Annotated in this window: 14 protein-coding genes; 13 read left to right on the forward strand and 1 reads right to left on the reverse strand. The window is 38.0% G+C overall.

Annotated features, from left to right (window positions below; genetic code table 11):
• Positions 1-3: 3 nt before the first annotated feature.
• The 10 genes from E0F26_RS05890 (at position 4) to E0F26_RS05935 (ending at position 9,536) form a co-directional block, all read left to right on the forward strand.
• Positions 4-819, forward strand: a complete 816-nt coding sequence (locus E0F26_RS05890; RefSeq protein ID WP_279243197.1) for an aldolase/citrate lyase family protein — start codon at positions 4-6, stop codon at positions 817-819.
• Between the two features lie 22 nt (positions 820-841).
• The gene (locus tag E0F26_RS05895) at positions 842-1,618 is read left to right on the forward strand and encodes a phytanoyl-CoA dioxygenase family protein (protein ID WP_279243119.1); all 777 of its coding nucleotides are present in this window, start codon (positions 842-844) and stop codon (positions 1,616-1,618) included.
• Complete coding sequence (locus E0F26_RS05900) at positions 1,609-2,229, forward strand: sugar transferase (RefSeq protein ID WP_279243120.1); 621 nt, start codon at positions 1,609-1,611, stop codon at positions 2,227-2,229. The genes E0F26_RS05895 and E0F26_RS05900 overlap by 10 nt, the downstream gene beginning before the upstream one ends.
• A gap of 23 nt (positions 2,230-2,252) precedes the next feature.
• On the forward strand, positions 2,253-4,031 hold the full coding sequence (asnB, locus tag E0F26_RS05905) for an asparagine synthase (glutamine-hydrolyzing) (protein ID WP_279243121.1): 1,779 nt from the start codon (positions 2,253-2,255) through the stop codon (positions 4,029-4,031).
• 69 nt (positions 4,032-4,100) lie between these two features.
• Entirely contained in the window at positions 4,101-5,252 is a 1,152-nt protein-coding gene (locus E0F26_RS05910) for an O-antigen ligase family protein (protein ID WP_279243122.1), read from the forward strand.
• Positions 5,249-6,424 carry a glycosyltransferase family protein gene (locus E0F26_RS05915; RefSeq protein WP_279243123.1) on the forward strand — a complete coding sequence of 392 codons (1,176 nt, stop codon included), beginning with the start codon at positions 5,249-5,251 and terminating at the stop codon, positions 6,422-6,424. The genes E0F26_RS05910 and E0F26_RS05915 overlap by 4 nt, the downstream gene beginning before the upstream one ends.
• Positions 6,425-6,483: 59 nt before the next feature.
• Entirely contained in the window at positions 6,484-7,320 is an 837-nt protein-coding gene (gene kdsA, locus E0F26_RS05920) for a 3-deoxy-8-phosphooctulonate synthase (RefSeq protein ID WP_279243124.1), read from the forward strand.
• Complete coding sequence (locus tag E0F26_RS05925; protein WP_279243125.1) at positions 7,320-7,847, forward strand: KdsC family phosphatase; 528 nt, start codon at positions 7,320-7,322, stop codon at positions 7,845-7,847. Before kdsA ends, E0F26_RS05925 begins: the two co-directional genes overlap by 1 nt.
• Positions 7,831-8,607 carry a 3-deoxy-manno-octulosonate cytidylyltransferase gene (gene kdsB, locus E0F26_RS05930; protein ID WP_279243126.1) on the forward strand — a complete coding sequence of 259 codons (777 nt, stop codon included), beginning with the start codon at positions 7,831-7,833 and terminating at the stop codon, positions 8,605-8,607. The genes E0F26_RS05925 and kdsB overlap by 17 nt, the downstream gene beginning before the upstream one ends.
• 5 nt (positions 8,608-8,612) lie before the next feature.
• Complete coding sequence (locus E0F26_RS05935) at positions 8,613-9,536, forward strand: KpsF/GutQ family sugar-phosphate isomerase (RefSeq protein ID WP_279243127.1); 924 nt, start codon at positions 8,613-8,615, stop codon at positions 9,534-9,536.
• Positions 9,537-9,573: 37 nt separating this feature from the next.
• Here E0F26_RS05935 and E0F26_RS05940 read toward each other — a convergent pair whose 3' ends face one another.
• The gene (locus E0F26_RS05940; RefSeq protein WP_279243128.1) at positions 9,574-9,996 is read right to left on the reverse strand and encodes a tyrosine-type recombinase/integrase; all 423 of its coding nucleotides are present in this window, start codon (positions 9,994-9,996) and stop codon (positions 9,574-9,576) included.
• Positions 9,997-10,524: 528 nt separating this feature from the next.
• On the opposite strand from E0F26_RS05940, the gene E0F26_RS05945 reads away from it, so the two are divergent.
• The 3 genes from E0F26_RS05945 to E0F26_RS05955 all read left to right on the forward strand — a co-directional run bounded on the left by E0F26_RS05945 (position 10,525) and on the right by E0F26_RS05955 (position 11,857).
• Positions 10,525-10,746 carry a helix-turn-helix domain-containing protein gene (locus E0F26_RS05945; RefSeq protein ID WP_279243198.1) on the forward strand — a complete coding sequence of 74 codons (222 nt, stop codon included), beginning with the start codon at positions 10,525-10,527 and terminating at the stop codon, positions 10,744-10,746.
• Between the two features lie 132 nt (positions 10,747-10,878).
• Positions 10,879-11,340, forward strand: a complete 462-nt coding sequence (locus E0F26_RS05950) for a hypothetical protein (protein ID WP_279243129.1) — start codon at positions 10,879-10,881, stop codon at positions 11,338-11,340.
• Positions 11,306-11,857 (forward strand): hypothetical protein, encoded by a 552-nt coding sequence (locus E0F26_RS05955; RefSeq protein WP_279243130.1) that lies wholly within the window; start codon positions 11,306-11,308, stop codon positions 11,855-11,857. Before E0F26_RS05950 ends, E0F26_RS05955 begins: the two co-directional genes overlap by 35 nt.
• The last annotated feature ends 286 nt before the right edge of the window (positions 11,858-12,143 follow it).

A 12,143-nucleotide genomic window follows, 5' to 3' on the forward strand; every position in this document is an offset into this window, starting at 1 on the left:
TTTATGTTGATTACAAACAGTCCAGAATTGGCGAATTATGCAGAGGATTGCGGTGTCGCCCGAATATTTATTGATTTAGAAGTTAATGGTAAAAAAGAACGCCAAGGTCATTTGGATACCTTGATAAGCCAGCATTCAATCAAGGATATTTCCTTGGTAAAAAAAAGTATTAAAAAGGCAGAGTTATTGGTGCGATTAAATCCACTACATGAACATACGCAGATTGAACTTGACCAAGTTATTGAGTCGGGTGCAGATTTAGTTATGTTGCCTATGTTTAAGACTGCTGCTGACTTGAAGTTATTTTCTAACATGGTTGCGGGTCGAGCTGGAATTGTTCCCCTTGTGGAGACATATAGCGCACTTAAAGATATGAGTAATATTGTTGATGTGACAGGATTGTCAGAAATTTATATAGGTTTGAATGATCTGCATCTTGATATGGGCTTAAGTTTTATGTTTGAACCGCTTGCCAATGGATTGATAGATACTGCAACAGATATAATAAAACGCGCTAATTTGCCATTTGGATTTGGTGGTGTAGCCCGCGTAGGTGAGGGGGATATTCCGGGTGAATTGGTTTTGGCTGAACATGTTCGCCTTGGTTCAAATTCAGTTATTCTTTCTCGAACATTTCATAAAAGTGGAAGTGGATTGCTTTCTTTTAGGCAAAATACTGACCTCGAAGGTGAAATTAATAAATTATTTCTCACGTTAAAATCTTTGAGACATAGAGGCACAAAACAGGTTGAATCAGATCGTAAGGTTTTAATTGAGAGAGTTTTAAAGGTTGTAAAACTTAAACATCAGATTGTCTGATTAAGCGTTAGGAGTTGCTAGTATGAGTGGAAAATATATGCCCTTTCATGAATTGTTACATGAGGAGCATTTGCTTAATTATTTTGGCTATCAGGTCTTTAGGCATGGCAACATGGAGAGCTTTTATGATTTAAAAGAAAAGTTTACCAACCATCTTAAAGACAAGCTAATTAGCTTTTCGGGTGATACGAAAGTAGGAGATTCATTTAAAATAGAAAAGTATCACAAAGTAATTAATGAAAATAATATTGATCATGATGCATTTATTAAAAAATATGGCCGTGACCTAGATATAGGGATTGAAACGCATCCTTTCTTATTAGAGCTAATTGAGATTGCGGAAAAAAGCACAAAACAGAATCTTAGAATTTTTCGTAATAATATTGAATTTAGGGTAGTAAGGCCTGGAAGTAATGATAACAACCCAATGCATCGAGACCATTGGTTTCCCTATTTCACACCTTTATTAAATATCTACTTGCCTCTTTCTGGGAGTTATTTTAACTCTTCTTTAGCTGTAGTTCCTTTTTCCCATAAATGGACTGATCAAGAGATTGTTCCAACACTTTCCTATGACGATATATTGACAGGGAAAAAAACCTTGAAAGAAAATGGGGTGGAAACTTCTGTTCCAAAAATTAAAGAAACTTCCAAAGACATAGTTATGCATAGACCGGATGTGCTTGAGGGTGATTTTATGCTTTTCTCTCCCATGTCGGTGCATGGAGGAGGTAACAATGAAGGATTTGACACAAGATTTTCTTTCGAAATTCGCTTGGAAATAGTCCCATGGGATTGATTCAAATTAGACTTAAAAGTGCACTTGATCGAGTAGTAGCCTTTTTTGGATTAGGTATACTTTTTCCTGTAATTGTAATAATAGGATTTTTTGTCAAAGTAGGTTCACCTGGACCTGTTTTTTTTAAACAAAAAAGAGTTGGAAAATCTGAAATTTTTTTCGAAATATATAAATTTAGAAGTATGTATCTAGCAGAATCTCATACTGGGGATGTTTCAGAAGGGATGTCAGCTGAAGAGGCTAGATCTAAATATCAAACAACTGTTAAAAACGATCCACGGATTACCCCGATAGGCAAATTTATTAGAAAATATTATTTAGATGAATTGCCGCAATTGATTAACGTACTTAAGGGGGAAATGAGTCTTGTAGGGCCCAGACCTTACACGCCTTCGGAGATAGTAGATTACAAACCTTCACATTGGAAACAGCGACATCTTGTAAAGCCTGGTATCACTGGGCTCAGTCAACTATTCCTTAAAGGGAGAAATGGAAAACAGTATTCTCGTATTTGTTTAGATTTAGCTTATGTAAAAAATCAGAGTTTTTTACTCGATATGTATATCTTTTTTTATACATTTATTAAGTTAATTAAAGGGAGTAGTTTTTAACCTTCCAGTTTTAAGGATTAGAAATGTGCGGAATATATGGTTATTTTGATTGTGGTAAGAATACTATTTCAACCACAGTACTTGATCAAATGGGTGATGTTATTGAGCATCGTGGACCCGATGGGCGTGGTCAATATTATGATACAGAAGCAAGAGTCGCGCTAGGCAATCAAAGACTAGCTATTTTAGACGTCGAGCATGGCCAGCAACCCTTTTTGTCAGATGATAAGAATATCGTAGTTGTTCAGAATGGAGAGATTTTTAACCATATCGAAGTCGCTAAAGAATTATCTGCTGACGGTTATCATTGTAAAACAAGTTGTGATACTGAGGTAATCCTCAGACTTTATGAAAGAGACGGAATTGAGGGATTGCCGATACTAAATGGTATGTTTGCAATCGCTATTTATGATAAAAATATTGACGCTCTTTTCTTAATAAGGGATCGGGTTGGAGAAAAACCACTACATTTCTCTCATGCAAATGGATTACTCCTTTTTTCCTCTGAAATTAAGTCAATACTCCAAGCAATAAATAAAAAAACCCCCAATCTTGAGGCAATTAATCAATTTTTGACTTTTAATTATGTGCCGCCACCCTTGACGATGTTTGAGGGAATCTTTCATGTAATGCCAGGAACTTATTTGAAAATTACTAAGGATAGCATTGAAGAATTTACTTGGTATGACCTATCAAAGATCGAGATCAATGAGCAGTCAGAGTCAAAATGGATTGAAGATTTTAATTCTGTGCTAGATGACGCTGTACGTATTCGTTTAAGATCAGATGTTCCATTCGGAGCCTTTCTTTCAGGTGGCGTAGATTCAAGCTCTGTTGTTGGATTGATGAGCAAGCATCTTCCTATGCCAGTGAATACTTTTTGTATCGGTTTCAACGATCAAAAATATGACGAATCTCCTTTTGCTGCTGCTGCTGCAAAAAGATTTAACACATGTCATATGATGGAAAAAGTTGAAGAAAATATGACCAGTCTTTGGCCAACGGCCACATACCATTGTGATCAACCTCATGGTGATGTCTCTTTTTTGCCGACCTTCAAAGTCGCACAGCTTGCGGCTAAAAAAGTCAAGATGGTGTTGACTGGAGATGGAGCAGATGAGCTTTTCGCTGGGTATGATAAGTATAGAGATTTTTTTGGTGAAGATACCGATATGCTTTCAGACTATGATTTTCAGGTTAGATATCTTGATAATATTTCGTTGTTCAATGAAGATTCTAAAAGTAAATTACTATCGAAAAAGTCTAAGAAAAGAATAAAGGATTTGAGCGTTTTTAATGTTGTAAAACCCCTCTTTGATAAATCTAAAAGTATGGATCGCATAAATCAAGCACTTTACATTGATTCTATGCTCCTTCTTCCGGGAAATAATCTTGTAAAGCCTGATAGGATGGGTATGGCAGTTTCGATTGAAAATAGAGCCCCATTCCTAGATTACCGTATGTTATCTCTTGCATTCTCTATGCCTGGAAATTTGAAATTAAAAAATGGGACAACTAAGTATTTGTACAAAAAAGCAGTAACTCCCCTGATAGGTGAAAATTTGTCCTACAGGAAAAAACAAATGTTTACAGTACCAATTGGCGAATGGTTTAAAACTGATTTGGCAGAAATGTGTAAAGATTTGCTACTTTCAAAAAAGACAAAACAAAGAGGAATTTTTAATTATGAGTATGTGGCTAGTATTTTAGAGTCTCATCAAAACGGAAATGAAAACAATACTCGTGAAATTAGAGCATTGATGGCTATAGAAATATGGTTTAGGGAGTTTTTTGATAAATGACTTTATTAAAAACCCCTTACTTATCGTTTTGAAATTATGTAAATTTCTTAAAGCATTAGAACTTTCCAATTGAAACCTAATAATGGGCTTATGAAATTATCTAGGCAATCGTCTTCTCTTTTTATTATCAACTTTGCATATATTTCATCAATTATCTATGTGCCAATAATTATTGCGAATAATGCAGTAACAAATAAAATACTGCCTTTTGCTTCCTTATGTTGCCTTCTTATAGTATCGGGAAATGAAATTAAGTCCACGCATTTAATGAAGTTTCCAGTCGTTTTTTTGTTAGCACTATCTTCAATTTTAAGCGTTGGTGGTTATATATCTTTAGCTTACACTCTGGTTTTTATATCTCTGATCGCTTTTGTATTTCCCTATTATACATTGTTATCTTTATACGGAGAGGGATTTCTCAATAGGCATCTTAAATTTATAATTACAGTTTCTGTGATTTCCGTAATTATGGGTTGGATAGAGTTTTTATACCCATCTGTTATAGGTGAAGTATTTTTTTTGAGAGGCTCTATATATTTACACAAAGGCCAGGTATCTTCACTTTTTTCAAATCCCAATGTATTTGGATTGATGATGGCATTTTCATTTCAAATTGCCATGCTACTTTATAAAAATATTTTAGCCGTTATAATTTTCTTCGCCATTTTTGTATCAGGAACTCTATTATCTGAATCACGCATGGCGATTTCTATTATTTGTATAATGTTATTTTTGAAAATAATCCCTATAAATAAAATCTCTCAAAAATTGACAGTATTAATAATTACTCTTTTGGCACTTTTCATGTCATTTAATTTTAATTTGGTCTTTGATCTCATTAATTTAAATTTAAGAGATGAGATATGGCAGGGAGCGATAGGTGCATTTTACTCTCACCCTCTGTTCGGCATTGGTTTAGGTCAGTTTCAAGAAGATATATCAATATATGCCAGTGGCTATTCAGAACAGTCGGCAAATAACCTATTCATTGGATTACTTTCTGAGCTTGGCATAATTGGATTCCTTCTATTTAATTATTTTTGGTTAAAACCGATCCTTTCACACAAAAAACAAGAAAACAAACATTTATGGTATCAATCTTCTACTATTCTGCTGTTCCTTATTGTGAGTCAGTTTAGTGAATATATGCTTCTTTATGTGGGACCATATGTTTTACTCATAGTTTTATTTATAGCTGTAGTTCGATGGAGTAGTAAATGAAGAAAATCCTTTTTGTTAGTTATGGGGGTGGTCACGTCAAATCACTTCTACCAGTAGCAGAAAAAATGCAAGACATGAATTGTGAAGTCGCTTTTTTAGCGCTCACAACTGCTATTAATAACTTACGAAAAAGTGATGTCAGACATTACACTTATGCAGATTTTTTTGATACCCCGGAAGTGCAAGAAATAGGTAAACGATTGGCTGGTTCGATCGATGCTAATATACTTCCAATATATGATACTTCAGTTTATTTGGGTCAAAATTATCTCGATCTGGTTTCAGAACACGGAGATAAAGCTGCCAAAAAACTTTATGAACAATCAGGAAGGCTTATATTTCACCCTCTCGAAAGTATGACCAGAGTTTTATTAAAACTTCAACCAGATGTTGTTGTTTCAACGAGCTCTCCTAGAAGTGAAAAAGCAATAATTTATGCTGCTGGACAACTTGGCATTAAGAGTGTAGTTCTCAGTGATTTATTTGTTGAAAGGCCATTATCATGGTTTATTGATAAAAGTTTTTCTTCGAAAATTTGTGTTCCATCTAGCTTTGCGCGAGATGTATTAATTGAAAATGGTAGGCCACACAGCGATGTTGTGATAACTGGGAATCCGGCTTTTGATACTTTAGTTTCTGCCTCACAAGCCCAAAAAAAACACAAAAAACTTTCTTATAGAGTACTTTGGGCCTCCCAACCAGAGCCAGAATACTTTGCTGAAAATGATACTTATGGCGACCCACTACTTCCTAGTAAGATTGAATCAGAGCTAATTAAAATATTTGATGCTAGAAGGAATTGGAAATTAGTGATTCGAAACCATCCAAATGAAATGCCAAGGCAATACCCGGAATTTATTGAATCAAGCAGTAATGATGAAAAGCTATCAGATTTATTGCCTACTATTGATTTGGTTGTAACTTGCACGTCCATTGTTGGGTTTGAGGCTCTAATACTAGGAAAAGGTTTCATTACAATTGATAAGTCTGTTTTAACTCCGATGCTTCCATTCTCAAAATATGGATACTCCAAAGGTATTGATTCTATCGATTCTATTGAGGATCATTTGATTGACTTTTATTCAAACAATAAAGATACAAATACGCCATACAATATAGAAAATGCAACTGATAATGTTTGCAATGTGATTTTAGACTTGATGATGTACTAAAATACGGTTTTATTGGTGTATTTCCAACTTGTAGTGTTATTCAAAGATATGGAGAATTTATGAAATTTAAAAAAATCGAACTTCTGAACGAATCACCATTTGTCTTGTTTGGTGGCATTAATGTTTTGGAGAGCGAAGAACTTACATTGTCTGTTTGTGAGAAATTTATTAGAGAAACTCAAAATTTAAAAATTCCATTTGTGTTTAAAGCATCTTTTGATAAGGCGAATAGGTCATCAATAAATTCATACAGAGGTGTGGGTCTCGAGCAGGGTTTAAAGATATTTTCTGCCGTAAAAGAAGAATTTGGTGTCCCAATAATAACTGATGTTCATGAAATTGATCAGGTGGCACCTGTCGCTGAAATTGTAGATGTTTTACAAATTCCTGCCTTTTTAGCAAGACAAACTGACTTAGTCGTTGAAATTGCAAGGACTGACAAGCCAATAAATATTAAAAAGCCACAATTTATGAGTCCTGGCCAGATGAAAAATATTGTTGATAAATGTCTGGAAACTGGTAATTCTGATGTAATTTTATGTGAGCGCGGAAGCAGTTTTGGATACGATAACTTAGTAGTAGATATGCTTGGTTTTCAGGTTATGAAAGAAACTACTAATAATGCGCCAATAATTTTCGATGTAACACATAGTTTACAATGCAGAGATCCTGTGGGCGAAGCCTCAGGGGGGCGAAGAAATCAACTTGTTGAGCTTGCTAGAGCAGGCATGGCGACAGGCTTGGCAGGGTTATTCTTGGAAGCACACCCTGATCCAAACAAAGCACGTTGTGATGGTCCCAGTGCTTTACCACTGCACCAGCTTGGACCTTTTCTTGAGCAAGTCAAAGCTATCGACGACACTGTCAAATCATTACCTAGATTAGAAATTGTCTGATGGTCAATACTGATCAAATTCGTTTGGTACTATTTGATGTTGACGGTGTTTTGACTGATGGTTCTCTTTTTATTGGCCCCGATGGAGAGGTCTGCAAGCCTTTTAACGCGAGGGATGGCGTTGCGGTTTCGTTACTTCAAAAACATGAAATTATGGTTGGCATCATATCTGGAAAAGCAAGCAAAGCATTGGACTATAGAATCAAACAGTTAAATTTTGACTTTGCAGTCACCGGATGTAACGACAAGTTAAATGCACTAAATGAAATAATAAAATCTTCAAGCCTCAATCTGAGTCAAATTGCGTTCGTTGGCGATGATATTATTGATGTGCCGATCATGAAAAAGGTGGCACTAGGTATTGCTCCCTCTGATGCACATCAGTTAGTGATTGATTGCGCCAATTACGTAACGCAATCAAAAGGTGGTAATGGAGTAGCGAGAGAAGCTGCTGAGTTTATTTTGAATAATGCCGGCCTTTCAATAGAAAAAATGTATTTGGGATTGGTTGGTGACATTACACAGTAGAAAATTAAAAGTAGTTATTCCTGCGCGTTATAACTCCAGCAGATTGCGTGGTAAGCCGCTAATTGATCTATGCGGCAAGCCAATGATAATTCGTGTTGCAGATCGTGTTCGATGCGCGTTGCCCTCGATCGATATCTGGATTGCTACTGATGATGATCGAATAAAAAGGACTGTTGAGCATTTTGGTTACAGCTCTCTAATAACATCTACAAGGCATGAAAGTGGCTCGGATCGAATTGCGGAGGTTGCAAACAAACTTGAGTGGCCAGATGACTCGATTATCATCAATGTTCAAGGAGACGAGCCTTTAATTGATACCGAATTGCTAAAAGCCTTCACTATATTTTGCTTTGCCAATGAAGCGTTTGAAATGGCTAGCGTCATGGTGCCAATGGATTCTGTTAGTAATATTAATGATCCAAATGTAGTTAAAGTCCTAGTTAACAAGAATAGAGAGGCAATTACATTTTCTCGTTCGCCGATTCCGTTTTTTAGAGATCTTTCTCCAACGGAATGGCCTGTCGAATGTTATAATCGACATGTTGGTATTTATGCATACCGAGGGAGTGTTCTTAAAAAATTGGCATCAACATCACAGTGCGACATTGAAAAATTAGAAAAGCTCGAACAGTTACGCGCTGTTTGGCTTGGTTATTCTATAAGTATGATGTCATGGCAAGCATCATTGGATGGGGGCGTTGATACAGCGGATGATGTCGAGCGAGTTAAAAAAATTATAAAGAAAAAAGGTGATAAATAAGGTTTATGTCATTTCATGAGATTGCAAAAGAAGTATTTGAAATAGAGTCTAAAGCTGTATTGGATTTATCTGATAATCTAGACGATGATTTCTCTGCGGCTATCGATTCTATTTTAGCCTCTAAGGGTCGCTTGATTATTTGTGGGATGGGTAAATCAGGAATAATTGGTAAGAAAATCGCGGCAACTTTAGCTAGCACTGGCACCCCTTGTTTCTTTATGCACCCTGGTGAGGCTTACCATGGTGATTTAGGTATGGTGACTCCTGAAGATGTTTTCCTTGCTTTATCTAATTCAGGCGAAACTGACGAGGTTATTAAGTTAATACCCTTTCTAAAGGATAATAAAAACATTTTAATATCAATGACAGGTAATCCAGATTCGACACTGGCAATTTCCTCCAAGTTTCATTTAAACATTGCAGTAGAAAAAGAAGCATGTCCACTTCAGTTGGCTCCAACGGCCTCTACGACAGCTACGTTAGCAATGGGAGACGCAATGGCAGTTACCCTCATGAAAGCTAGAAATTTTCTGCCTGAAAATTTTGCTAGATTCCACCCAGGTGGATCACTTGGTAGGCGACTATTAAGCCGTGTAGAAAATGAAATGGTAACTGATAACTTACCATTTGTAGATGGTGATGCGGGCATTCTGGATTTGATAGAAACAATTAGTCAAGGATCTCTTGGAATATGTATTGTTAATGGGGAGGAAATTGGCATTGTCACTGATGGTGATATTCGAAGAGCGTTAGGAACCTATGGAGATTCAATTTTTTCGATTTCTGCATCGAATATTATGACTCACAATCCATGTTCTGTTGAAAAAGGAACAAGAATGGAGGATGCTCTCCTGTTAATGGATTCACGTCAAATTACGACACTCATAATCAAAGATAATGATTGTGTGGTAGGGGTTCTGAAAAAGTAGATTAAATTCTATCCTTTTATTTTAAATGTAACTGACTTTAGAAACACCAAATTCTTGTATACTTCATCGCCGTTGAATCCGACTGCCATCCCCCTCTAATTATAATCTTCTCAAGCGATTCGCCTTGCTCTAGCAGATCAAGTGTTGCACCTACCCTAAATGAATGACCGCTGAGCGTTTGTTGGTTTGATCCAGATTTTAACCCCTCCTGTAGTGTCTTTAAAATAGTACTAATACTCGCTGGGTTTAGGCTACCGCCAATATGTCCATGTTTGTTAATGGATCTTAGAATATAGCCTTGGTTTCCTGCTATCCCTTTCCATTGATTTAATAGGCCAAGCAACTCTTCGCTGATAGGAAGCACTTTACCCGTTCCATATTGGTCGGTCTTTGAGAAGTTGAGTCTGATAATTGGTTTGCCATTGGGTGCACAATCTATATTTTCAAATTTTAAAGGCACAGAGTTCGGATCGTCTTCGCATGGTTTCGTAGCCCAGTCGCAGGAGCACGTGGTTTCTTATTCCCATTGTGCTGTTGTCGCAGTTGTTGAGTAGCTGATTCAATAATATTTTAGTCAATGGTGTTGCCTGTTCTTGAGCTCGTCCTATTTTGCGGTGCATGCGCTTTAGGGCGAGTATCACTTCTGGTTATTTTGTAGGGTCATGATTTTTGGAAAGTTTGAGTGCGGTGCCTAGGCTATTGATTCGCCTCTGGATAGTGGCACTTTTGTTGGTTTGGCTTAGATAATCAATGTACATTGCCACGGTCTCTGCGGTAGCAGGGATTGGCTCTAGGTTATTTTGTAGACACCAGTTTTGGTACTGGGCAAAGTCTGATCTACAGGCCCTGATGGTATTTTTGGCAAAGGCGCCATCAAATTTGGCGAATATATGGTCAATCATGTTATTCTGCGAATATGGATAATAAAAATCCTTATAATCGAATAAAATAATCCATAAATGGATAATAAACGGTTTCTTCTGAACAAATCAGGGCCTCTCGTACACTTTTAGGTTGGAGTGCAGCTGAGCTTGCGAAACGAAGTAATGTTGGTGCGACAACCCTGCGTCGTTATGAGATGGTTGGTGGTGTTCCGAGTGCAAACTTGTCAGTTTTGTTGAAGTTTAAATCTACGTTAGAAAATGCGGGCATCCAATTCGCCGGTGACCCTCTGGTCAATCCCGGCGTTACCCTTAACTTCAAGGGGTAGGGGATATCTCTGTGGCAGATCATAAAAAAACTCCCTCAATCTGCTAGCTACAGCAATCTTCCTGAATACAAAGACCATGTAGATCAAATCCTTAACAGCTACGACTTGCCCGAGGGTGTGTTGGGTGAGTTGGTGCGCCAGTTGGCGGATGCGATGTGGTGGGTTAAGACCTATCAGAAGGACAAGGACCACCTGATTGTGATGAAGATGGTAATGCTTATTAAGAGCCGAAGTGATCTGGGTATGGATGCAGAGGAAAAAGCGCTTCGGTTTTTTGACTGCCTGTTAGGTTCTTGGTCGGGTCAGGTATTAGATCCTGATGATCAAGCATTCTTGGATAGTGCAATGCGATCAAAGTGCCATAACATGGCATCGCTTAGGGCGGATGCAGTTAGGCGGTCAATCAAGGAGCTTGAGGTGATTGATCGGTTAATTGAGTGGCAGTTTAAGAATATGCGCCTGTTGATGCAGTCCTATGAGTCGTTCCGGTTCGCTCCGCAGCTGCTTAAGAAGATAGACCTTGAGATCAGGCAGCTAGAGCAGGGTATCGAGAAGGCTATTGAAGATCAGCGTCGAGAAGTTAGTCGCCAATAGGGCGAACGCGCAAAAATCCTCTGGCCCTCAAAGCAACGAGGGTAAGTTGCGCAGTGCTAGGAATGCTCTAAAGCACGGCCTAGGTGCTAAATCCTCAAATTCCTCTCAAAATCCTCCCTTGCTAAATCATTTCCCCGAACTTGAATCCTATCAACAAGAGTCAACTAACCTTGGTTACTCTGATGCGCAATCACAGGGGATTATTGAGGCGCTATTGACTGCGCGTCAGGTTATTGATGCAAAGCACAGCGCCTATACAGCCAGGTTAGGTGAAGACCGTCTGGGTGATATGACACCCGATGCGGTGGCAGGCTTTGTGCGTGAGATGGAGGACCCGCTATTAACGGTAACCCCTATGGAAAGGGCCAGAGTAGTGGCTTTGTTATTCAAGCAGGTGCAGAAGGATAATGACCTTCCGGGTCTGCTGTTTGAGAAGTTCGAGGCGCATCGTAAATTAATGCGCAATGAACAGCGTGCCTTTAATCAGCTGCGCAAGAAGAGTCCGGTTAAAAAGTAACAAAACGAAGCCAAAGGCTTTGGGATGCGATAAATAGTTTTATCGCCAATTACGCGGACGGGCATGTGCCTTGCACAACTATTACGATTTCAGATGTGATCGTAAACAACTATTTCCTGCCTTAGTCTCAATCTTAATTGCACTACTGACACCGCTGTTAGATACTGCGCCTCCCGCGGCAAAACTGCCTCGGGATCGGTGCTCCATTCTCGTTGTCAAAACAACCCGAAATATGCACACAGCACTTTTTTTAAATTAATTGAAAAAAGGGCTTGCACGGCTCAGA

The sequence above is a fragment of the Candidatus Paraluminiphilus aquimaris genome, assembly GCF_026230195.1.
GTDB classification, from domain to species: Bacteria; Pseudomonadota; Gammaproteobacteria; order Pseudomonadales; family Halieaceae; genus Luminiphilus; species Luminiphilus aquimaris.